The sequence below is a fragment of the Nocardia sp. bgisy134 genome, from assembly GCF_057708325.1.
The window spans coordinates 219236-242924 of sequence record NZ_JBYIRW010000001.1 but is presented as its reverse complement, the minus strand read 5'-3'; the positions used below and the strand labels follow the sequence as shown (position 1 = coordinate 242924).

Genomic DNA, 23689 nt, shown 5'->3' with positions numbered 1-23689 from the left:
TGTGCCTCGACACTTCATTCGCGGCGCCCTATACGGCGAACAGTTCGACCAGCTGCGTCGGCGCCAACCGCCTTCACCATCGACCAGGCACCGGATCTCGCGGCCTTACCGTCACGCAGCCAGCCCGACAGAAGTCCCACTACCTGACGAACATGTATGCGCCCCGCCAGGGCGGGAGCCTCCACCGCAGGGATGCGCGCGTCGATGAGCATCGGACCGTCGTTGCGAAGCGCAGATCGAAATGCGATCCCGAATTCCTTGGATGTCCGCGCCGTCACCGCGGGCAGCCCGCAATGCCGCGCAAAGCTTGCGAAGTCGAACGCCGCGAATTCCGACGACCTATCCGGCCACCCCATTATCCAACTCTCGAATTTGATGGCGGCGAGCGCACCGTTGTTGAATACCACTATCACCGTCGTCGATTCGACCTTTGCCGCATTTCGAAGCTCGGCCAACGTAATGCCGATCCCGCCATCTCCCACGATCGCCACGGAGATGTCCTTCGGATTACGCACGGCGGCGTCCACTGCCGCAGGCACGGCGAATCCCATGGTAGCGAACGATGCGGTCCACAGATATCTGGATGCCGACCTGACATAGCGGTACGCCCACAATGTATTGATACCGACATCCACGCTCAAGGTAGATGCCCTACCGGCTCGCGCGAGCTCGTGATCGATGATCTGCGCGGCCGTCGCCGCCCGCAATTGCCGCGCACTTTCCCGCGGCCCTTTTCGCCGGGGCGTGCCGGTACGGGCAATGCTGCTTACAGCGACGTCGTCATTGAAACATCCAACCAGCGCCTCCAGCGTCTCCCGCGCGTCACCGAGCAAGCCGATCGAGTCCGGCGGGAGCCGAAGGAATGTCAGCGGGTCGGCGTTGATGGAAATCACTGGACTGTTTCCGACCATCCCGAACGCCGAACCTCGCCATGACACACCGACCAATAGGACCAACTGGCTCTGACGGACATTGTGCATTGCTTCGTCATGGCCAGATGTCCCCACCAGGCCGTCGCAGTGGTCCCCTACGACATCCGCGGCCAATGCACCCATCGTGCAGTAGAGAGGACTTCCCGCGCGCGACGCCAACTCGATGAGTTCACGTCGTGCGCCCGATGCACCACGGCCGACGATAATCGAGACATTCTCCGCTTTTTTGAGAAGTTCCGCGGCCCGCACTATCTCTTCGTGTGCGGCCATCGCACTACCGGGAAGTCCGATCAACGAAGTCGGAATACTGAGCGCGCTCGAGCTTTCCACCAGCGCTGCACTATTGCCGGCGGCAATCGCGGAGCTGGACACGTGAATGTGCGTCACCCCCGTACCCCCGCCGGCGACAGTCGCCAACGCGTCTCGAAGGCGCGCCGCATCCTTGTCTGTGCCGTCCAGCACAACCGATATCGCCGCGATCTCACTCAGCACGTCCACCGGGTCCATGAGCCAACGGTCGAGTTCGAAGGAGATCAGCAGCACCGACGCGTTGTCGAACGATGCGTCGTACAGCCCATTCAGCTGCGCGAGCAGTTCAGCGGGAGAAGTCACCAGAGCACAGGCTGGACTCCCCGAAGCCTTGAATGCCGCGGTCGCTCGCATGGCAGCCGCCTGGGTATCGGCGACGACACGCAAGTCGAGGTCAGCACAGTCGCTCGTCAATCCCAGCCGCTCGCAGCTGTTTCTCGATAGGTACCCCGAGTCGATCCCCTGGCGCGCTATCGCATCGAGCAGATCACTCGCGAAGTCGACGACATCGGCGCGGGGCGTTCGGTCGAGCGGTGCCGATTCCACGTCCAACGCCGAGGTCAGAATCACAGCCGGCCCACGCTCCCGACCAGCCTCATGCAGCCTCGAATTCAGTTCACTTGCGTCTCCCGCCCAGAACGCCGGGAGGCCGAAGGCCCGGGCCAGATCGCGCACCGTTGCACCAGATTCCGCTCGGCAGACAACGGTTATCGGCACCGCGTATCGTACGGCGGTGGACAGCTCCGAGACGTATTGGTCCAGAGACTCGAGTTCGGTCAGCACGTAGCACCGATCGCTGGTCGCCAATGCGAGACCGATCGACATCGGGAGAGCCGAACCTTCAGCCTCCAGATTCCACGCACTGTGGATATTCGCGTGTTCGCTCAGGAATCTGCGTGACAGTCGCTGTATCGATCCGGGGTCGACAGCGACCGATGCACCAGCCAGCCGTTGCGCGAGTACCGCCCACCCACCGGGCGCATCCTGGTTTCGCGGCGTTCCAGACGAATGCTCCGATGTTTTTTCAGATGGTGCGCCGGTGCGGCTCCACACGGCGGAGGTCAGGGACTGCAGAATCGATGAAATATCGCCGGCAATTCCAACCCTCTGGCATCCGGCATCGAATCCGGACGTAGCGACATCGGTGATTTCTATCAGGGTATTCGCCGATGGGAAGTATCGCGCTACTCCGGCGGTTGGACGTCCAATCAGAAGAACAGTGTCTTCGGCTGCCGATGTGGCGGCGTCCTTCACCGGCGATACCAGTGCCTCCGGGATTCCCGACTCGGGCAACGCCTCGAGTGGAGCATCCAGCGCGTCCGCGAGAAGGCGAGCGCAATCAGTGACTTCCCTGCTGCCCGCGCCCAACACGATCGCTGTCGGCTTCGCGCAGAGATAGTCCGCGAGGTCGGCGATGCGCTTCTTGTCGGCCTCCGCGGCAGTCCGACGGTCCAACCGATACGGGCTTACCTGTGCTATCTCACCGACCGGCGCGTTCAACACGTCCGACGGAATGGCAACATGCGCGGACGTCTGCTCGAGTCGTACCGCGAGAACCATCTGCTCGAAGACACTGATCTGGTCGGCCGACATGATGTCCGACGATCGCCATGTACCGTCTCTGAACAGCCGCGCCGAATCGATCTCCTGGAACGACTTCGTACCGATACCTGCCCGTGCGACCTGTCCGGATATTGCCAGCACAGGCAGGCGGTCGTACAGCCCGTCATAAACGCCGGGCAACAAATGAGTCGCACCGGGGCCTGCCGTACCGAAGCACACGCCGACAGTGCCCGACCCCCGTGCGTAACCGACGGCCATCCAGGACGCCGCACTTTCATGGCGAACCGCGATCAGTCCGATCTCCGAGCGCCGCCCGATCGCATCGACAAGGCAATTGACTGATTCTGCGGGCATCCCGAAGATATAGCGCACATCGTTTCGGATCAAACGATCCACAAGGACATCTGCGAACCGTGGACGCCCCAACAAGTCGGCCCCAAGGTGCGAATTCATCTGCATGAACTTGCCTCCACTTGTCTGTATCCATCTGCAAGTATGTCGACGACATCAGCCAGGTATTCCATTGCAGGTACGGTGATCCGGACGCCGATGTCCGGATATTCACGAACCACAATCCCCGACTCGGCGAAATACTCGGCCAGCGGAGTCGGGCGATGCATCGGCACCCAGATGAAGTTGCCGTACGAATCGGGGACATCAATTCCACGCGCGCGAACTGATTCGGTGAACAGCGATCGGCAACGAACGACCGCATCCACCTGGCCGGCGAGCTCATCGCTCACCTCGAGCGACGCAATGGCCGCCGCTACCGCCAACCGATTCACACCGAAAGGCATCGCAAGAGTTCGACAGGCGCCGATCAGGTCGCTATGGCCGACGGCATACCCTACGCGGAGGCCCGCCAGGCCATAGGCCTTCGAGAAGGTCCGCATGACGACCAGATTGGGATGCCGGCGAGTCATGCGCACAATTGCCGAAGCATCGTTGGTTCGATCGAACTCGATATACGCCTCGTCCACCACGACGACCGTGTGTCGGGGAACTGCCGAAAGAACCATCTCGACCTCGGCAGGACTGACATGCTCGCCCGTAGGGTTGTGCGGCGCACAAATCAGGATCGCGGCCGCGTCCTCCCCCGCCGCTGCCACCATCGACTCCAGCGGCTGCCACCGATTCTCCGTGCCCGGCACCGGCACTGCCGTGCCGCCGGCACCGACCACGACTCTCTCGTACGCGTCGAAAGCCGGAACTGCGAAAACGACTCGGCCGCCATCGCCGGCAACCCGTTGCACAAGGTATCCCAGCACGCCGACGCTGCCCGGTCCGACGACGACTTGATCTGGTCCACAGCCGGCGAACTCGGCGATAGCCCGCCGCAGCGATCCGTACGACGCAGAAGGGTAGTCTGCTGCACGCTCCACTTCGGCCTCTATTGCTTTGCGAACGCTCGGCAATGGAGCAAAAGGCAATGCATTGTTCGAAAGATCTATCGCGGCGGCCGAGGAATCGCTGTCTTCGCCCGAGCGGTACTCATTCAACAAGACTGCTTCACGCACCACCGTCAACCTTTCCACCGCCTCCATCACACAATGTCCTCTTTTTTGCGCGTGTCGAGTTTCATCGCATCCATGAGAAAGATGATCATCAGTGACCCCGACACGATGCTGATCGATGAAACGGACGGATCTACCAGCAAGATCCAAGTCGACAGGTACCCCGTCGACACCACCATGTCGAAACGAAGCATGTTGTTCGCCGAGCGGCTGTCATCACGAAGGATCATTCGCGCGCACTGAATGCATACGACCGGGAACCACGCGAGGGCGATCAGATACTTCTCCGCGAACTGACCACTCGCCACCAGGAACAGTGGCCCCAAGTAGACAGTTGCCGTCGCTACCGATGCCACTATCGCTGCTCGCTGTCGTGTTCCGCTGATTGTCGCCGAGGTCGACAGACCGGCATTTCGATCGCCGTCGTAGTCGGGCAGGTTCTTCACCAGCCCTTTGGCCGCGAACCATACAAACAAATACGCAGCCATGATGATGAATTGCCAATTCCCGAGCACCGCCGGTCCGTGCTTCGCTATGGCCGGAGCCATCAGGAATGGAAATGCAACATCCAAGGCGAAGAGGCCGATCGACAACACCGGTCTCGCCTTCACGCGGAATGGCGGCAACGAATATTGGTGCGCGATGATGATGCAGATCGCTGTCATCCCGATAAAACTGACGCTCACGAGAGCCGCCAATGCCAGCATGACACCACACACCGCATAGGCACTCCGCAGCAGCCGCCGCCGACCGTAAAGACCGAGAAGGTACAACCGTGCCGGTATGTTCTGGTTGTCTTCTGCGATGTCCGAGTAGGCGTTGAACAGGTTTGCTACCGCGCTGTACAGGAACGTGATGGCGAAGCCAATCAAAACGTCCAGGTCGATCGGCAACCCAAGCATCTTGCAGGACAGATAGAACGCCAACATTCCCGGTAAGCATGTGCGCGGCCGCGCGAACGAAAGAAACAGCTCGAGTCGTCCCAGAATGCTTGTCGTGCATCCTTCGGACGAATTCACCCAGTCGATTCTCGCCTCTGCCGACTTGTCCAGAAACTCGTCAAGTGTCGGTTTCGAAATTGTTCCAGTCACGATCACAGCTCACTCGTCATGCGCAGTTACAATGTTGCCCGCTCCGGACCTCAGTCCTGCAGTAATTCCATATCCCCGTTTGTAATATTCGCATTTCCGTTGGCGCCCACCAGGCAGCGCTCGTCCCATCGACAGTTTTGCTCATAAGAGCAGGATGTAAACCGACGGCTCGCCTAGCTGATTCACGCTGTTGTGGCCGTGCTTTTCGGGTTCGTTACTCGATGACCCGCAGTCCGCGGGCGATTGTCAAGATTCCTTCGTGCTCGGTAATAGGCGTCACGCCTCCCCACGCGCAACGACCGCATTCGACTCCGAATCGAGAAGGAAGTCCGTCGTGTCTTCGAAGTCCTGGTCCGAGTGAGCATACAATGAAATTCGGGACAGGCAAGGGTTCGTGTCGTCCACTGCGGCCGACAGACCGCTTGCGCACACAGCTTCGTCCGGTCATGGTAATTGATGCCTACGAGTCCAGAATTGAGAGAAAGGCTCTCCGAACTGCGGTAATTCGACTCATCTATGGTCGAGTATCGATGATCGAGGAGCGCCCTTCGGGTGGGGAAAGATCGAGGAGCCTGTCCAACCGCGAATTTCCATCGGTTGCACAGGCTCCGGTCCGCCCCAAACCTGTTGCGATTCACGTGATTCCGTGTGGGCGGGGTATATCAGACGTCGTCTTGTATCGCAGAGAGGGTTCCAATGCTGATCGACTTCGTTCCCGACAGGAGTCTGTACCCCTTCGAGTCCCGATGGTTCGACTCGTCCGCCGGCCGGGTTCACTACATCGACGAGGGGTCCGGACCGACGATCCTGTTCTGCCATGGCGTTCCGACGTGGAGTTTCCTCTACCGCCACATCGTGAAGGAACTGCGTGGCCGGTACCGCTGTATCGCCGTCGACTATCTGGGTTTCGGATTGTCCGAACGACCTGCGGATTTCGGCTACACGGTTGCCGAGCACACCTCGGTCCTCGGCGAGCTGATCGATCATCTGCAGCTCGACGGCTTCGTCCTGATGGGACATGATTGGGGCGGACCCATCGGCCTGGGCGCGGTCACCGCGCGCGCAGACCGGGTGCGAGGGATCGTGCTGGGCAATACCTTGTTCTGGCCACTCGAAGCGAGGGCGAATCGGGTTTTCAGTATGGTCATGCGCACCCGTCCGATGCAGCGGCGGGTGCTCGAGCAGAACTTCCTCGTCGAGCGCGTCCTGCTCTCGGAGCTGGGGCGCAAGCTCAGCGCGGCCGAGGTCGATCACTATCGCATGGTGCAGCCCACCACGGAAGCCCGGCGGGGACTCGGCGTGATCGCCAGACAAATTCGTGACGCGACCCCGCTGCTGGACCAACTTTCCCGAGACGTGCCCGCCATACTCGGCGACAAGCCGACCCTGTTGGTGTGGGGAATGCGAGACATGGTGTACCGCCCGAACGCCCATATCCCGCGCATGCGCACTACCTTCACCGATGTCGAAGTAGTCGAGCTCCCACGCGCCCGTCAGTTCATTCAGGAACACGCACCGGACGCGATCGCGGAGGCGATCGCCAAGCGGTTCCCGTGAATCCAGTGGACCACAACACCACGACTCGAATCTGACCCTGCTGAACCCGCTTCGCCCTCAGGAGGCTCTCGAATCAGCGGGTCGGTAAATTGCTGCCGCCGTCGCCGACGGGCTTGGGTCTGGACAGCAACGCCTTGGGCTCGGGATAGCACCGCACCCGAGTGAGAGCGATGCGCGCAGGGCAGCGTTGCCGATTTCCGTTGCAGGACAGGCAATGTCGTGCCGGTCTGTCGCCGAAAGCGGTGCTGTCCATCTCTTCGGTCAGCTGGCCGATCTCGACGGTAGAGCGGCGGCATCGCTCTCAAGGTCTTCGCGGTGGTCGGTCAGTAGCCAGATCTCGCGCTCGACACCGTTGAACCGCGCCGCTGGCGCATCGGACGCACGCAATGCGGCGCGAGCGATGGCGAGTGCGTCGATGGGGTCGGACCTATCGCAGGCGCGCGCTGAATTCCGCGCGTGTGCCATCAGCTTCGGCGGAACACACGACGCGCTCACCGAGCCTGGTGTTCTGCGGATACCCGTATTCGACGAACCAGTCCCGGATCACGGCAAGGATGCGCTGACGGTGATCGGTCACGTTCGAGACGCCAGATCGTGTTGCGGCGGCGGTCCTCGACTGCCCCAGTCATTCGGGATCTGGTTGCGCCCGAACCTATTTCAGCAGCGACAGGGGATCTTGCCGGTCGTTCCGACGCTTCAGGTCGGGAGTTTGCGCGTCCGAGTTCGCCGGCGACGGCGGTGTGAGTGCGCTTGTGCGCGCCGATCTAGCCATCCTTGTTGCGTGTCAGCCCTTTTCGCTTGTGGCTGACCTGACGATCGAGAACGACTGGACGGCAGGGCGTGGGCACAGCAGCGGGGTGAACGGCTGGCGCGACACACGACAGCAATGTTCCTGCTAGGTGCCCACTCCAACACGGGGTGCGGTCGGAGTGGGCACGCGTCGACTCCTGGCAGGACCCGCTTAGTTTGTGCGGCCTGGGGCCTTGGCACCCGGCTTGAAGCCCATGCCGCCGGGTTTCGCAGACGGCGGTTGGACCGTGCCGCTGCTCCCGCTCTTGCCGTTGGTCTCGGCCGGTGCCGATTCCGGCCGAGCCGAGTCGGTCTCGGCCGCCGGAACGGCGACGGCAGGCTCAGCTGGTTCCGAGCCCGGGACCGGCGTCCCGGCGCTTGGAGCCTTGGGGCCGGGGCGTTTGAAGCCGGACTTCATGGCCAGGCCCTTGGCGGCGATGGTCGGCTTGACTTCGGCGGGGGCCGAAACCGTCTCGGCGGCAGGCGCTTGGGCGGTGGGAGCCGACTCGGTCGCGGGAGCGGCCGTTGCCGTGGCGGGAGCCGCGGCTTCGGGTGCCTTGGTGCCGGGTGCCTTGGTGCCGGGTGCCTTGGCCGCACCCTTCATGCCCAGTCCCTTGACGGGCGGGGCGGCGGGCGCTTCGGCGGCGGGCGCGGATTCGGGAGCCGCTTCGGGGGCCGGAGCTGCTTCCGTCTTCGCGCCGGGTGCCTTGGCGGCGCCCTTCATCCCGAGTCCCTTGCCAGGTGCCTTGGCCGGGCCCTTCATGGCCAGACCCTTGACGGGCGCGGCAGGCGCGGCCGAAGCTTCGGCGGCCGGAGCCGCTTCCGCCTTCGCACCGGGTGCCTTGGCAGCACCCTTCATCCCGAGTCCCTTGCCGGGTGCCTTGGCCGGACCCTTCATGGCCAGACCCTTGGCAGGCGCGGCCGAAGCGGCCGAAGCTTCCGCGGCGGGCGCTTCGTCGGCCGCGGCCTTGGCACCGGGCGCCTTCGCGGCACCCTTCATGCCCAGACCACCACCGGGTGCCTTGGCGGCGCCCTTCATGCCCAGACCGCCACCGGGTGCCTTGGCCGGGCCCTTCATCGCCAGGCCACCACCAGCCGGAGCCGCCTTGGCCGGTGCCGGGGTCTCGGTCGCCACCGCGACAGGCTCCGGCTCGGCCTCGGGTTCGGGTTCGGTCTTGGGCTCCTGGATGACGGTCAGGTTCTGGGTCAGCGTGGCGGGCTCGACACGGGTGATGGCATCGAGCATCAGCTGTGCGACGTCGACGACCTCGACACCCTCGCCCTCGCCCTTCTCCTGACGCGCGGTGACACCGTCGTTGAGCATCACCCGGCAGAACGGGCAACCGGTCGCGATCTTCCCCGCACCCGAACCACCGTTCGACGCCGCCAGGGTCGACAGACCCTCATCGACCCGGTCGATGTTGATCCGCTTGCCGAGCTGCTCTTCCATCCACATCCGCGCGCCACCGGCACCACAGCACATGGACCGCTCACCATGACGCGGCATCTCCACCAGCGTCGAACCCGAAGCCTCCATCAACTCACGCGGCGCGTTGTAGACCTTGTTGTGCCGGCCCAGGTAGCAGGGGTCGTGGTAGGTGACGTTCTGGGTCACCGACGCCACCGGGATCAGCTTCTTCTGCCGCACCAGACGATTCAGCAACTGCGTGTGGTGCACCACCTCGTAGCTGCCACCCACCTGCGGGTACTCGTTGTTGAGCGCGTTGAAGCAATGCGCACAGGTCACCACGATCTTCTTGCGGCGATCCTCCACACCGGCGAACACCGAGTTCAACAACTCGATGTTCTGCTGCGCGAGCTGCTGGAACAAGAACTCGTTACCCGCGCGGCGCGCCGAGTCACCGGTGCAGGTCTCCTCCTGACCCAACACCATGAACTTCACCCCCGCGGTCGCCAGCAACTCGGCCACGGCCTTGGTGGTCTTCTTCGCACGATCCTCATACGCACCCGCGCAACCGACCCAGAACAGGTACTCATAACCGTCGAAGCTGTCCGCGTCCCGCCCGAACACCGGGATCTGGAAGTCGAGCTCGTTGATCCAGTTCAGACGGTCCTTGGCGTTCTGCCCCCACGGGTTGCCCTTGTTCTCCAAGTTCTTGAACAGACCGGCCAGCTCGGAGGGGAACTCCGACTCGATCAACACCTGGTAGCGGCGCATGTCGATGATGTGATCGACATGCTCGATATCCACCGGGCACTGCTCCACACACGCACCACAGGTGGTGCAGCTCCACAACACCTCCGGGTCGATGATGCCGCCGACGTCCTCACCACCCACCAGCGGACGCGCCGCCTCGGCCCGAGCCGCTTCGGAGATCCTGGCCAGCGCGGCCTCGTCCGGCTTGCCCTCGGCGTCGACCAGACCGACCTCCTCACCACCCATGTCCGTGCGGCCACCGGCCAGCAGATACGGGGCCTTGGCATAGGTGTGATCACGCAGCGACATGATCAACAACTTCGGCGAGAGCGGCTTACCGGTATTCCACGCCGGACACTGCGACTGACAACGACCACACTCAGTACACGTGGTGAAGTCGAGAATGCCCTTCCACGAGAAATCCTCGACCCGACCCGCACCCAAAGTGTCGGTATCGGGGTCGACGTTCTCCATATCCAGCGCCTTACCACCCGACATCATCGGCTTGGCCGCACCCAGCGCAACCCCGCCATCGTCCTCACGCTTGAAATAGATGTTCGGGAAGGCCGAGAAACGGTGCCACGCAACACCCCAGTTGATGTTGCGGCTGACCACGATCACCCACACCAGCGCCGCCATCAGCTTGCAGAAGGCGAAGACCGACACCAGCGCGGCACTCGCGGGCAGCAGCTCGGCGATATGCATACTGACGAAGTCGCTGCTGGCATGGTGCTCACCGGTGTAGGCCAGCACCAATGCCTTCGCACCCAGCATGCTGATGCCCTCGATGAGCACGACGGATTCGACGAAGTAGGCCGCCAGGAAGTTGGAGCCGGAGAACCGCGAGAGCCGTTCGGGCCGACGCGGGTGGTTCGCCTGCCGAATGATGATCAGCGCCACAGCACCGACGATGGTGCCCAGGGCCAACAGCTCGTCTAGGAGGTGATAAACGAAGGTATTACCGACCCACGGCCACGTGAAGGTGGGGCTGAAGATCTGCCCCTGGGCTTGGAAGACCGTGACGAAGCCGATCATGAAGCCGACCATCACCAGCCAGTGTGCCCAGCCGACGGTCCGGAACTTCACCATGCGGGTGTGCGCGGCGAATTCCTTGACCATGGTGGCGAATCGCGGCAGGAACGGCCCGAACCGGTCCGGGGCCGGCTGGCCCAGCCGGATGGTGCGCACGATATCGCGCACCGCCAACACGAACCCAGACCACGCGAAGACGCCGACCAGTACAGAGATGACACCCAACGCTATTACCAGGGGGCTCATGCAGTGACCTTTCCCTCCCGAGGCGACGCTGCGTCGCTCGTCTTCGCCGCATCATAATATGGCTTAAGTTACTCACGGGTAACTTAAGCCATATTACCCGCCAGTAGGTCAGAGGACGCGGTTCGTCGTCGTGATCGGCCGCAATGAACTCCGGGAGCGCCGGGCGTAGGCGGCCGGGTCGATTCCGCGCAGTCGGCAGATCTCGGCGAGTCGGCCGGTCAGCAGCACGTCGGTGTCCGCAAGGGCGCCAACGGTTTCGGCGCCGAGCAGCACCATGAGCTGCCGGATCCGAGTGATCCACGTGTTGATCCCCGCGATCAGCGCATCAATGCCCTCTGCTTCGAGAATCGACAGGAAATGTCCGGATACCCCCACCGCCCGGGCGCCGAGCGCGAGGCTGCGAACGACATCGAGCGGGGTTCGCACCCCACCGGAGGCGAGCAGTGTGAGCCCGCGCCGAAGGGCCACCTCGGCTGCGTCGACCAGGCAGGCCGGGGTGGACAAGCCCCAGTCGGCAAGAAGGTCGAAGTCGGCTCGTTGCCTCCTTGCGTTCTCGATCAACGCGAAATTCGTTCCGCCGGTGCCGGATACGTCGACGATCCGCACGCCGAGGTCGGCCAGTTGCAGGACCGTGTCGGCGCTGATCCCGAACCCGACTTCCTTGACGATCACCGGTATACCGAGCGTCTCCGTGAGGCGAGCGATATTGCGCGGCCAGGCCGAGAAGTCCCGGTCCCCCTCCGGCATCACGATCTCCTGGATCGCATTGACGTGCACCTGCAGCGCATCGGCTCGCAACAGCTCCACCGCCCGCGCCGCCATCTGCGGTGTGGCATTGGCGTTGACATTGGCGATGACGTAACCGTCCGGATTCTCGCGGCGCAGTATGCGATATGTCTCGGCGACCGAACTGTCTGCCAGGTACGCGCTCATCGAGCCCGACGCGATGGCCAAGCCGGTCTCACGGGCGGCGATCGCCAGCCCGCGATTCACCTCGCCGGTGCGGGAGCTGCCGCCGGTCATCGCGTTGATGTACAACGGCACGGGCCAGGTCGCGCCGCCCACCTCGGTGACAAGAGAAACAGCGCGCTCCGCAGTGCCCCGTAGGGCGTGGTGGACGAACGCCACTTCGTCGAACGGACACGGGCGACGCCCCGTCATCGACTCGCGTTGTTGCGCGACGGCCAGACGGACATGATCGTCCTTGCGGCTGGCATAGCTCATCTGGTGCCCTCTTTCCTTTCATGGACCCTGCACCGAGTTCCTCAGCGAGACAGCACAATCGAAAGCGCAGGGCTCTCGATGGCCATACCGGGCACAGCGGCCGGGTCACGGAGCAACCGCGGGCGGTACTCGGCGCGACTCGCCTTGCGGAGCAACGCCTCCGCTTGCGGATCCAACTTTTTGTGTGTCGACCTCGGCGACTCAGCGAGCGTCCGACACTTCGGTATCGGACGAGATTCGAGAACTGCCTCCGCGAGAGGCTGCCGGAACGGGCTCTGCCACAAGTGATTCCGCCGATGCGCATACCGTGCCGCCGACCGCCCCGATGGAGCGTACACCGAGGGCCCTATTCGAGCAGGACCGATGATTGTCCCAGAAACGTAACTCCCTCTACGAATTCAATTGCCACCCGGATGCTCCCGTGAACAATTCGAACAATTCGAACTATTCGTTCCCCTACCGGCTGAGCGGTGCTATCAGTAAGGCCCGACCGGACTACCCAGCCGCGAGGCCGGTACGTCTGTGCACCCACGCTAGGTAGGTGACCTGCGGCGATGGGCGGAATCATGCTGTGCAACTGCGGCTTCCACCCAGTTGCACAGCACCCGGGTGGACGTCACCCACGGGTGGATCGGCACAGCCTCGCAGCGCACCGAGCGCGTCGGCGCTGCGGGCCCGGACAGAGCAGGTTGTGGACCCAATAAATGCATCCGGGCGTCTGAGACTCACCCCGCGGACCATAGACAAATCTTTGCTACGCCAACCACGATGCCAGTCACTTGCCCGACGGATGCGCCTGCGGTAATTTGCGAAAGCAGATCTGATCTCGAAAGGTAGGGGGACTGAGCACTTGAATCATTCCTCGAAATTGAATCGCGTCAAACAATCTCTAGAGATCGCATCGCTTTTAACTATCGGCTCCCCCAGATCCGAGGGTGAGGATCAGTCGCACATAGAACGGTTGATCGAGGCCGAATGGCCTTTGCCACCCATTCTCGTCCATCGGCCCACAATGCGAGTGATCGACGGATTTCACCGCACAGTCGCCGCGCGACTGAAGGGATTCACACATATTGATGCCTATCTGGTGGATGGCTCCGAGGAACTCGCATTCATCGTCGGGGTCCAAGAAAACGTAACCCACGGCCTGCCGTTGTCCTTGGCCGATCGGCGTACCGCCGCCGAGCGAATTATCAGAACGCATCCGCACTGGTCGGACCGTTCGATCGCGACTACTGCGGGCTTGTCCGCCAAGACGGTGGCATCGATCCGGAGCTCTATCGACGACAATTCGCGGTCGAGCCATCGCTTGGGTAGTGATGGCCGACTACGACCCGTAGACACCAACTCGGCCCGGCAAGCTGCCGCCGAGCTCATCATCGCCCGCCCCGATGCGTCCCTGCGTAGCATTGCCCAAGAGGTGGGTCTCTCTCCGTCAACCGTTCGTGACGTACGCGCCAGGCTCAAACGCGGGGAGGATCCGCTCATCCAGTCAGACGAAAACAAGGCCCCCCGTACACGATCGGCGTCAGAGAGCGAGCTATCGGACGCGGCCGATCGATGTACGCCCTCTCCTTATCCCAAGAAGACCGCTGATCTCGATGCCCTACTGGCGTTGCTCTCACGTGACCCAGCGCTACGGATGAGCGCCAGCGGTCGCGAACTCCTTCGCTGGCTGCATCAGCGCGCAGTGAACAGCGACGATGCCCAGAAGATAGCCGACACCATTCGGCCCCATTCCCGCGACCATATGATCGAATTCGCGCAACAATGCGCCGCCAATTGGTCGAGGATCGCCCAGGACCTGCAAACTGGCCCGCATACCGCGAAGAACAGCTCGCCGAATTCCATGTCGGCTTGAGATCTGCAAAGTACTTCCTTTTGGAACCACTCACCAAGGGCTCGGCGACGGGCTCATACATTTACCAGTGGAGTCGGCATGTCAAAAATTGCAGTTATAACCAGCGGCCTGCAGTACGATATCGTCGGAAAGAATCCGGAGCGTGAGGCGGCAATTGTCGCGGCCACTCCGCATTTGTCAGGATTCTTGTCCGCCATGCGGCGACGCGGCCATCCCGTGTTTCACCTGCAACTCCTCAACGAACCGGACGATCCCCTCGCCGAGAGGTACGACGGCCGCGTCCCTGCCCTGCGAGGCACAGCGGGCGCCGACGTGGTTCGCCAGTTCCTCGACTCGGAGGATGTTGTTCAGGAGAGGAGCAAAGACAGCGGCTTTTACGAGACCGACCTGCACGAAAGGCTCCAAGCTTTGGGGGTCGAGACCTTGGTACTCGTCGGTCTGCAAACACAGATCTGTATTCAGACGACGGCAGCCGACGCATTCTTTCGTGGATACATCGTCGGGGTGCCGAGCGACTGCGTGTTCTCCGCTCTCGAAGCCGACCGTCAGCGTGCACTCGAATGGCTCGACGGTTACTGCGCCACGGTTGCCAGTTCCGAAGAGATCCTTCGGACGATAGATGAGAACGGCGGCCTCCCTCGGAAGGAGACCAAGACACCATGACTCTCACCACCCAGCAGATCCAACTCGACCACGGCACGGGTGCGGCACTGTCCAACGAGCTCGTGGACTTCATCGCGGAGACATTGAGCGATGTCTATGCGGGTGAGATGGAGGACAGCGCGGTCCTCCCTGTAGAAGGCAGCCGTATCGCGATGACTACGGATAGCTTCGTGGTCGACCCGCCGTTCTTCGGCAACGGCGACATCGGAAAGATCGCGGTCTGCGGGACCGTCAACGATCTCGCCGTATCAGGAGCATCCCCCCGCTATCTCACGCTCGGAATGATCCTCGAGACGGGACTGTCGTTCGACCACTTGTTCCGTGTGCTGACCTCCATTCGGGAGACTGCGCGAGAAGCAGGTGTGCAGATTGTGTGCGGCGATACGAAGGTCGTCCGCGCCGGCGAAGCGGATCAGTTGTACCTCAACACAAGTGGGGTCGGCTTCTTCGCACGGGAACCCCTGCGGATGGATTCTGTGCGCCCCGGAGATGCGGTCATCCTGTCCGGCCCCCTCGGTAACCACACGGTTCATCTGCTGTCGATCCGGGAAGGTCTCGGCTTCGAAAGCCGCGTCCTCAGCGACTGCGCACCGCTCAACACCATGATCGACCGATTGTTCTCCGCCGTGCCTGCCGGGTCGGTTCACTCGATGCGTGATGTCACGCGAGGCGGGCTCTCCGCTGTACTGCACGAGTACGCAGGCAAATTGGACAAAGCCATCGTGATCGAGGCACCGGCATTGCCCATCCAGCACGAGACCGCGATGGCGGCGGACATGCTGGGGATCAATCCTCTGCACTGCGCCAACGAAGGTTGCCTGGCGATTTTTGTCGATCCCGACGCGACCGATGACGTGCTCGCCGCACTGCACGGGCACGAGTACGGCAGGCACGCCGCAGCGATCGGCGAAGTAACTTCCCGACATGGCGCCGCGGTAGTTCTCCGGGATTCCAAGGGCCACGAGTCGACGCTGCAACCTCTCCGGGGCGCAGAGCTGCCCCGGCTGTGCTGACCCATCGTCATGACCGAACAAGCAACCTGGCAGATCAGGGTTACCGGCGTCGTTCAGGGAGTGGGCTATCGCCCGTTCGTCTACAAGCTTGCCCGTGAGCGGCAACTGGCTGGATGGGTTCGCAACGATCCGGAGGGCGTGCTCATCGAGGCGAGTGGCCGCGAGTCGGCGCTGCACCTTTTCTGCGAGGAGCTGGCAAGCGAGGCTCCGGAGCTGGCCCGAGTCGATCACGTGGCAGCCCTCAGCACGTCGGCGGGGCAGTCGGCGGCCACCAGTTTCGAAATCGTGAACAGTGAACACACCGGGGCAAAAGTGGCCCTGGTGCCCGCTGACACGCACGTGTGTGCCGACTGTCTCGCCGAGTTGCGCGATCCAACCGACCGCCGTTACAGGTACCCGTTCATCAACTGCACGAACTGCGGCCCACGGTATTCGATCGTTCGCGCGCTACCTTACGATCGGTCGCAAACCACAATGCATTCCTTCGTGATGTGCGAGAGGTGCGACAAGGAGTATCGGGATCCGGAAAGCCGGCGCTTTCACGCTCAGCCCAATGCCTGTGCGGAATGCGGACCTCGTCTGTTTCTTGCCGACAGGCGCGGAACGGTCCTCGAAGGCGAGGCGGCATTGCGGCAGTGCGCACGGGAGTTGATGGCAGGACGTGTCGCGGCTGTCAAGAGTGTCGGCGGCTTCCACCTCGCCGTGGATGCGCGGAGCGCCGAGTCGGTGGCCTTGCTCCGCCGGCGCAAACGCCGGGATTCGAAACCCTTCGCCGTCATGGTTCGGGATCTGGCCACCGCCCATCGGATCGTGGAACTATCCGCGGCGGAGGAAGAACTGCTGCGGTCGCCTGCGAGGCCGATCCTGCTCGCTCGCAAGCGCCCCGGTTCGCTCCCGGAAAGTGTCGCTCCGAGGAATCCGAATCTGGGTCTGATGCTGCCCTCGGCACCGCATCATCACCTGCTCCTGGACGAATCCGGCTTGGACGTACTGGTCATGACCAGTGGAAACATCTCCGGCTATCCGATCGTCCATCGGAACGAGGATGCCCTTCACCAGCTCTTCGAGATCGCTGATGTGATCCTCTACCACGACCGTGAAATCGAGATCAGAGTAGACGATTCCGTGGTCCGGTTGTCCTCACATCCCGAATTGGACGGCCCATTACTGACATTCCTGCGGAGAGCGCGCGGTTACGCACCGTATCCGGTGGAAGTCGGCCGTCCACTGGCTCCTCTCGTCGCCTATGGTGCCGAACTCAAGACGACGGTGGCCCTGTCCGCCGGTTCCCGCGTCTACCTCAGCCAACATATCGGCGACCTGAAGAACGACGAAACCTTTGCCTCTCATCGAAAGACCGCGGCACACCTGGCTTCGCTCTATGAATTACACCCCTCGGCGGGCGTTTACGACATGCACCCGGAGTTCCGCGGCAGTGGTGCGCACGAAGGTATCGGCGAACAGGGCGATCCGATGTTCGTCCAGCACCATCACGCTCATATGGCCTCGTGCATGGCGGAGAATCAACTCGCCGGAGAGACCATCGGCGTGGTCTTCGACGGGGCAGGCTACGGCGCCGACGGCACCATCTGGGGCGGGGAATTCCTGGTCGGGGGCTTCGAACGGTTCGAGCGCGCAACGCATCTGCGACGCTTGGCGCTGATCGGCGGTGACCACGCGGTACGCCAACCGATTCGAACCGGGGTATCCATTGCTTTGGACACGTTCGGCGACATCGACGTGGCAGTGAAGGCTTTCCCGGAAATCGGTCGCCTCGAACGGGACCGCCGACATGCGTATTCGACGATGCGAGCGCGAGGCATCAACTCGCCCGAAGTGTCGAGCATGGGTCGGCTGTTCGACGGAGTGGCTGCCCTGCTGGGTGTGTGCTCGCATGCCGAGTACGAAGCCCAAGGCCCGATCGAGTTGGAGGGCTTGCTCAACCGCGACCTCGACCTGGTCGACGGATACGAATTCGAGCACAACACAACCGAAGTCGACTTCAGACCTGTGATCCGTGCGATCGCGGCGGACCTCGCTGCCGACATATCGCTCGCCGAGATCAGCCGTCGGTTTCATTCCGGCGTGGTCGCCATGGTGCGACGGCAGTGCGGCGAGATCTCCCGCGAAACCGGCATACGGCGGGTCGTGCTTTCCGGCGGTGTGTTCCTCAACGAATTCCTCCTGGTCAACTGCATCACGATGCTCGAACGAGAGGGCTTCGAGGTTTACAGCCACCGCCAAGTCCCCCCCAACGACGGAGGTATTGCCCTAGGCCAGTTGATGGTCGCAGACGCGTTGTCCTCGTCGATTCACGAAACCGGTGACAGCGTGTGACGGAGTCGAAGAGGCAAACCCACAGATTTGTTGCCCGGGTGGGTGACTGGGCGCAACGGGAGTGATGATGGGTTTCTCGATTTTCACGATCCTCTTACCGGCCGCACTGGCGCTGGTGATGTTCGGGTTGGGTCTGACGCTGACACCCGGAGATTTTCACCGGGTGGTGCGGTATCCGAAGGCGGCGTTGATCGCGCTTGGCTGTCAGATGGTGGTGCTGCCCGCCCTCTGTCTGCTGCTGGTCAAGCTGTTCGGGCTGACCGGAGCGCTGGCCGTGGGCATGATGTTGCTGGTCGCCTCGCCGGGGGGCACGTCGGCGAATCTGTTCAGTCACCTCGCGGGTGGGGATGTGGCGTTGAACATCACGCTCACCGCGATCAATTCGGTGCTCGCGGCGTTCACGATGCCGATCGTGATCGCGCTGTCGGTCGCCGAGTTCATGGACGACGACGCCTCCGTCGGGCTGCAACCGGCCAAGTTCGTGCAGGTGATCGTGATCGTGCTCGTGCCGGTGGCGATCGGTATGTGGGTCGATCGCGCGTTCCCCAGGTTTTCCGAGCGGATGCGCAGACCGGTGAAGGCCGGTTCCGTGGTGGTGCTGGTCATGGCCATCATCGCAGCGGTGATGTCCGAATTCGACACGCTGCGTGACAATTTCGGGCGACTGGGGTCGATCACGCTGACGCTGTCGGTGCTGAGCCTGTCGATCGGGTACTTCGTGCCGCGATTGTTCGGGGTCGGCACCGGCCAGGCCATCGCCTCGTCCATGGAGATCGGCATCCACAATGCGACGCTCACCATTGCGGTCGCGGTGTCGGCGCTCGGGAACGAAACCATGGCCGTGCCGGGCGCGACCTACGGCATCGTCATGGCCGGCCCGGCCGCGATCGCGGCGTATCTGCTTGCACGGCAAGCGAAATCAACCGTGGATCGGACGGCATCCCTCGCCCGCGCCTGAGCCGGGATCCGGCCCCCTCGGCACGCGACGCCCGCGCGGGACACAGCCGATAGGGCCTCCGATGGAGTGCGCGCGTGAATGTGCTGTTTTGTCGGCCACGCGCCTCGTGAAGGTGTCCAAGTCGGTGGACGTCCTGCTATGGCGACCCGCATTCCTGGTGCAGCTAACGCTCCACCAGGAATGCGGGTCGTCGACGTCGGACTGACGCCGGATGCAGCCGGATCAACCGAGCGTTGCACCGCTGTTCCCGCGCGGCTTCTGCGGTGCAGTGCCGGAATGCGGTGTCAGTCGGCCACGACCGGATAGGCGTCGACCTGCCTGCGGTCCAAGCGCGGAATGATTCCGTCGATTCCAAGCGTCCGGAAGTGCTCGTATTCGCGGTGGGCGGCGAAGCCTTCGGCATCGATGTAGCGCTCGAGGATCACCACATGCGCTGGGTCGTCGACGTTTTGGAAGTAGTCGTAGGACAGGTTGGCCGGTTCTTCGCGACTGGCGGCGCGCAACCGGGCCAGCAGTTCGAGCACGGCCGCCAAGTGCTCCGGTTGCACGTGGTAGTGCGCGATCACTTGGAAGTAACTCTGAGCCAACGGATTTCTCTCCTTGCTGCGTACGACGCCCTCGGGCACGGGATGAATTCGGCGGCGCGGCAAGGCGTGCCGGACGGCCATGGCAAGCCCTCTCCGGGCGTCTACTCGACTAACAACAAAGTCAACATTCTTACTACTTGGGCCACGATAGCCGAGGCCAAGACGCTATCTAGCGCACTAGGCTACGCACAACCCGTCGAAACACCGACTTGGACAGTTCTCAGCAGCGTAGGCCACACATTCTGTCGCAAACCTTGGTCTCGTTGTCGCAATCCCATCCCTGCCGATGGTTAGCGTCGCAAACGTGACAATGCACCAAAGAATAATCAACTCATTCACTATGGCTTCTCGAAACGGCACAGTTCTGCGCCTGAGCATCCGCACGCGCTGCACCGGTGGCCGAAGCGAGACTCGCCGGTCGATCGAGGGTGAGCAGCAGTGCCACAACCACAGCGCCGGAGTCGTTCGAACAATCCGCGACACCTGTCGATGTCGGGCATCCGCCGATCATCACCCATCGAGCATGACCGAATGACATACCCCAACCAGTCCGGCAGTGCCGCCGGACCGAGACGAAAGCAGCAAGCATGCGAGCGCTCTACTACAACGGTGCCGGAGGTTTGGAATGGCGCGACGATCCCGAGCCGGTGATGCGAAGCCGGACCGACGCCTTGGTGCGACCCGTCGCGGTCTCGACCTGTGACCTGGATCAGCGGGTGATCCGCGGCTCGGTGCCCCTGCCGGGTGTCGACGCACCGTTCGCCCTCGGTCACGAAGGCGTAGGCGAAGTCGTCGAGGTCGGGGACGCGGTCACCGGCATCGCCCCCGGCGACCTGGTCGCGATCCCCTACCACGTGTCCTGCGGCAGCTGCGACCGATGCTTGGCGGGTCTGCCGCTCTACTGCCGGGCAACCGCCGCTCACGGTGTGGCGGCCTACGGAATCCCGTTCGGCGGCGGCTACGGCGGTTTGTTCTCCGAACTCGTGCGAATCCCGTTCGCGAACTATTCACTACTGCCGCTACCACCGAACGTGTCACCGGTCCAGGCTGTTTCGGCGGGCGACAACCTCGCCGACGCGTGGCGCTCGGTGGTTCCGCATCTACGCCGCGATCCCGGCGCCGACGTGCTGGTGATGAGCGGCGGCGCCATCGGCCTCTACAGCGCCGACGTCGCTCGTGCCTGCGGCGCCGGTCTCGTGCATTATGTCGACCGCGACGCTGACAGACGCCGCATCGCCGCCGAGCTGGGCGCCCGGACCAGCGCTCCCGAGGAGTTCGAGCCCGGCGAGCACGAATATCAGATCGCCCTCAACCACTCCGGCGGATCACGCCGCGCCTTCCGGGACGCGATCTCGGCGACAGCTCCCGGCGGTCATGTCGAGAGCAGCTCGTTCTACTTCACCGATGTCGAACTGCCGGTACCCGCGATGCATATGAAGGGCATCCACTTCTGCAGCGCGCTCAGCAACGCCCGCGCGCACATGCCCGAGGTGCTGAACCTGCTGTCGGGCGGCCGCCTGCGTCCGGAACTGATCATCAGCGACGTGATCCCGTTCGACAGCGCCGACCAAGCGATCCTCGAGGTCGGATACAAACCCGTCTTCGTTCGCCCCGCCACCATCGCCACCGAGCAACCGTGAGCCAGCCGACGGCCTGCTTCGCCGACATCAACAGGAAACAACCATGAGCACTTCGGACTTCACCTCGATGAGCGGGCTGGAGCTGATTCGCTGGGCCCAGCGGGAACGGCCCGCCGACATACCGTCCATCGGCCGGCTCATCGGCATCCGGATCGACGAGGTCGAAAAGGGGTACGCGGCCATGTCGATACAAACCCAGCCCGACTTCTCCAACCCGCTCGGCCAAGTCCACGGCGGCATTGCCGCCACCCTGCTCGACTCGGTCATGGCGTGCGCGGTACACACCACCCTTCCGGCCGGAGCCCGCTACACCACCCTGGAGCTGAAGGTGAACTACATCCGCGCCGTCGCGCTCGACGCCGGACGAATCACCGCCGAGGGCACGGTGATCCACGTCGGACGCACGGTCGCCACCGCCCAGAGCAAGGCTCTCGACGAGAACGGCAAACTCGTCGCGCACGCCACCACAACCTGCATGATCTTCCTCCCCCGCTAGACCCGCCCGGGGGTGGCGGCGACCGGTCGCCGCCACCCTCGTAGCCAGGACGACGCTACGACTATCGCACCCCATCTCGAAGGATTGTCCGGCTACCTCAGCGGCGCAGTTCCCTGACGAATCCCGCTATGGCAGAGCCGATCTCATCCGGACTGTCCTCCTGGATGAAATGTGATCCGGAGACGGTGATTTCGCGCTGGTTGGGCCAGGTGCGACAGAATTCGCGTTGGTCGCCGGTGAGGATGGAACCCGGTTCCGCGTTGACGAACAGCTTCGGGATTTCGCTTGTGCTCAGCCATCGTCCGTAGTTCTCGACCACCTCGACGACATCCTTCGGCTCTCCGTCGATCGGTATCTGGCGAGGCCAGCTCAGAGTGGGTCGGCGGTCCTCACCCGGGGACGCGAACGGCCGCCGGTATTCGGCCATCTCCGCGTCGCTCAGTGGCCGCAGCACCGATCCGGGAAGTACCCTCTCCACGAAGATATTCTTCTCCAGCACCATTCCCTCACCGGCAGTCGACCGGAAGCCCTGGAACACACCGCGCGCACCCTCCGGCCACTGTTCCCAGGTGACCGGCATGACGATGCTTTCCATGTAGACGATCGCCCGGACCCGGTCGCGGTGTTGGTTCGCCCAATCGAATCCCAGTGCCGACCCCCAGTCGTGCAGGACCAGCACCACGTTGTTGCCGAGGTCGAGCGCATCCCACAGGCCGAAGAGATGGTCACGGTGCTCGGCATACGTGTAACGGTCGGGGCCGAAGTCCGGAAGCTTGCTGGAATCGCCCATGCCGACGAGGTCACAGGCGACCAACCGCCCCAGCCCCTGGCAGTGGGGCATGACATTGCGCCACAGGTACGAGGAGGTGGGGTTGCCGTGTTGGAAGACGATGGCGTCGCCCTGCCCCTCGTCGATGTAGGCCATACGTTGCCCGCGAACATCCGCGAACTTCTTCGGCGCGAAAGGCTCTGTGCTGTAGGACATCGAGAATTCTCCTAGTTGATCAGTGCCTTGCGAAGGCAGGTCGACGCCGCTGCACGAAGGCCTGAACACCTTCGCGGCCGTCATGGCTTCGGCTGGCTCGTACGAGTTGTTGTGCCTCGCGTTGACAGCTCATGCCTCTGCCCCATGTCCGCGGCCGGTGTGTTCGTCGACCGCAGCACCCATCTGCGCCACCGCATTCCGGCAGACTCTGAGAATCCGCGTCGAGAAGGACTCGGATTCCACCGCCCGCGACAACACGAGTCCACCGATGCACAAGGCCAGCGTCGCGATGGCCTCGTCGTAGAACTCGTGCTCCCACGCATCGTCCACCGGGCGTCCGCCCATCGCGTTGAGGGTCTTGCGCAACTCCTCCTCGTAGGCAACCCGGAACTCGGCGGGCATGCGCGCGGCGTCGGACCCGACCGCCGAGAACGCACACGAATCGGCGCGATCGTCGCGGTGCGTCCGGTTGAGATAGCCACGCGCGAGCCGGGCGGCACGGGCGCCCCACGATGCGTCCCGCGTCTTACCGATCCAGCGCGGCCTGGTTCCGGCGAGCCCGTGCCGGAAGGCCGCGATGGCCAGCTCGTCCTTGTTCGCGAAGTGCGAGTAGAAGGCTCCGTGCGTCAGTCCCGCGTCTTGCATGACCTTGCCGATGGCGCCGCCATCGGGACCATCCGCCCGCAGCCGTGCGGCGCCCGCGTCGAGGATACGGGTCAATGACTCTCGTTTCT

Annotated in this window: 17 protein-coding genes; 8 read left to right on the top strand and 9 right to left on the bottom strand. The window is 63.1% G+C overall.

What is annotated here, in order from left to right:
* Nucleotides 1–14: 14 nt before the first annotated feature.
* Genes AC3ERS_RS01030 through AC3ERS_RS01020 form a run of 3 tightly spaced genes read right to left on the bottom strand, consistent with a single transcriptional unit; the run spans nucleotide 15 to nucleotide 5415 of the window.
* On the bottom strand, nucleotides 15–3263 hold the full coding sequence (locus AC3ERS_RS01030; protein WP_431962476.1) for a thiamine pyrophosphate-binding protein: 3249 nt from the start codon (nucleotides 3261–3263) through the stop codon (nucleotides 15–17).
* Nucleotides 3254–4348, bottom strand: coding sequence for an aminotransferase class I/II-fold pyridoxal phosphate-dependent enzyme (locus tag AC3ERS_RS01025; protein WP_431962474.1), 1095 nt, complete (start codon nucleotides 4346–4348; stop codon nucleotides 3254–3256). The genes AC3ERS_RS01030 and AC3ERS_RS01025 overlap by 10 nt, the downstream gene beginning before the upstream one ends.
* Nucleotides 4348–5415 carry a UbiA family prenyltransferase gene (locus tag AC3ERS_RS01020; protein WP_431962472.1) on the bottom strand — a complete coding sequence of 356 codons (1068 nt, stop codon included), beginning with the start codon at nucleotides 5413–5415 and terminating at the stop codon, nucleotides 4348–4350. The genes AC3ERS_RS01025 and AC3ERS_RS01020 overlap by 1 nt, the downstream gene beginning before the upstream one ends.
* Nucleotides 5416–6105: 690 nt before the next feature.
* Between AC3ERS_RS01020 and AC3ERS_RS01015 the strand changes: the two genes are divergently transcribed.
* Nucleotides 6106–6966 (top strand): haloalkane dehalogenase, encoded by an 861-nt coding sequence (locus AC3ERS_RS01015; protein WP_431962470.1) that lies wholly within the window; start codon nucleotides 6106–6108, stop codon nucleotides 6964–6966.
* Nucleotides 6967–7393: 427 nt separating this feature from the next.
* Here AC3ERS_RS01015 and AC3ERS_RS01010 read toward each other — a convergent pair whose 3' ends face one another.
* From AC3ERS_RS01010 to fni, 3 genes are all read right to left on the bottom strand, one after another.
* Nucleotides 7394–7543, bottom strand: coding sequence for a hypothetical protein (locus AC3ERS_RS01010; protein ID WP_431962468.1), 150 nt, complete (start codon nucleotides 7541–7543; stop codon nucleotides 7394–7396).
* A gap of 384 nt (nucleotides 7544–7927) precedes the next feature.
* Complete coding sequence (locus AC3ERS_RS01005; RefSeq protein WP_431962466.1) at nucleotides 7928–11191, bottom strand: (Fe-S)-binding protein; 3264 nt, start codon at nucleotides 11189–11191, stop codon at nucleotides 7928–7930.
* Between the two features lie 108 nt (nucleotides 11192–11299).
* Nucleotides 11300–12415 (bottom strand): type 2 isopentenyl-diphosphate Delta-isomerase, encoded by a 1116-nt coding sequence (fni, locus tag AC3ERS_RS01000; protein ID WP_431962464.1) that lies wholly within the window; start codon nucleotides 12413–12415, stop codon nucleotides 11300–11302.
* Nucleotides 12416–13265: 850 nt separating this feature from the next.
* On the opposite strand from fni, the gene AC3ERS_RS00995 reads away from it, so the two are divergent.
* The 5 genes from AC3ERS_RS00995 to AC3ERS_RS00975 all read left to right on the top strand — a co-directional run bounded on the left by AC3ERS_RS00995 (nucleotide 13266) and on the right by AC3ERS_RS00975 (nucleotide 19247).
* Entirely contained in the window at nucleotides 13266–14276 is a 1011-nt protein-coding gene (locus tag AC3ERS_RS00995; RefSeq protein ID WP_431962462.1) for a ParB/RepB/Spo0J family partition protein, read from the top strand.
* Nucleotides 14277–14354: 78 nt separating this feature from the next.
* Nucleotides 14355–14939, top strand: a complete 585-nt coding sequence (locus tag AC3ERS_RS00990) for a cysteine hydrolase family protein (RefSeq protein WP_431962460.1) — start codon at nucleotides 14355–14357, stop codon at nucleotides 14937–14939.
* Entirely contained in the window at nucleotides 14936–15952 is a 1017-nt protein-coding gene (gene hypE / locus AC3ERS_RS00985; RefSeq protein WP_431962458.1) for a hydrogenase expression/formation protein HypE, read from the top strand. Before AC3ERS_RS00990 ends, hypE begins: the two co-directional genes overlap by 4 nt.
* A 9-nt stretch (nucleotides 15953–15961) precedes the next feature.
* The gene (hypF, locus tag AC3ERS_RS00980) at nucleotides 15962–18289 is read left to right on the top strand and encodes a carbamoyltransferase HypF (protein WP_431962456.1); all 2328 of its coding nucleotides are present in this window, start codon (nucleotides 15962–15964) and stop codon (nucleotides 18287–18289) included.
* Between the two features lie 67 nt (nucleotides 18290–18356).
* Nucleotides 18357–19247 carry a bile acid:sodium symporter family protein gene (locus AC3ERS_RS00975; RefSeq protein ID WP_431962454.1) on the top strand — a complete coding sequence of 297 codons (891 nt, stop codon included), beginning with the start codon at nucleotides 18357–18359 and terminating at the stop codon, nucleotides 19245–19247.
* 284 nt (nucleotides 19248–19531) lie between these two features.
* Here AC3ERS_RS00975 and AC3ERS_RS00970 read toward each other — a convergent pair whose 3' ends face one another.
* Nucleotides 19532–19834: a putative quinol monooxygenase gene (locus AC3ERS_RS00970; protein ID WP_431962452.1), complete on the bottom strand. Its 303-nt coding sequence runs from the start codon at nucleotides 19832–19834 to the stop codon at nucleotides 19532–19534.
* A gap of 587 nt (nucleotides 19835–20421) precedes the next feature.
* Here AC3ERS_RS00970 and AC3ERS_RS00965 point away from each other — a divergent pair.
* Together AC3ERS_RS00965 and AC3ERS_RS00960 are read left to right on the top strand one after the other, a co-directional pair.
* Nucleotides 20422–21474, top strand: a complete 1053-nt coding sequence (locus AC3ERS_RS00965) for a zinc-dependent alcohol dehydrogenase (protein WP_431962450.1) — start codon at nucleotides 20422–20424, stop codon at nucleotides 21472–21474.
* 43 nt (nucleotides 21475–21517) lie between these two features.
* A complete protein-coding gene (locus tag AC3ERS_RS00960; protein WP_431962448.1) occupies nucleotides 21518–21970 on the top strand; it encodes a PaaI family thioesterase in 453 nt (150 codons plus the stop codon).
* Nucleotides 21971–22067: 97 nt separating this feature from the next.
* Here the strand turns inward: AC3ERS_RS00960 and AC3ERS_RS00955 are convergent, their stop codons facing one another.
* Both AC3ERS_RS00955 and AC3ERS_RS00950 read right to left on the bottom strand, forming a co-directional pair.
* A complete protein-coding gene (locus AC3ERS_RS00955; RefSeq protein WP_431963548.1) occupies nucleotides 22068–22955 on the bottom strand; it encodes a haloalkane dehalogenase in 888 nt (295 codons plus the stop codon).
* 129 nt (nucleotides 22956–23084) lie between these two features.
* Nucleotides 23085–23675, bottom strand: coding sequence for a TetR/AcrR family transcriptional regulator (locus tag AC3ERS_RS00950; RefSeq protein WP_431962446.1), 591 nt, complete (start codon nucleotides 23673–23675; stop codon nucleotides 23085–23087).
* Between the last annotated feature and the right edge of the window lie 14 nt (nucleotides 23676–23689).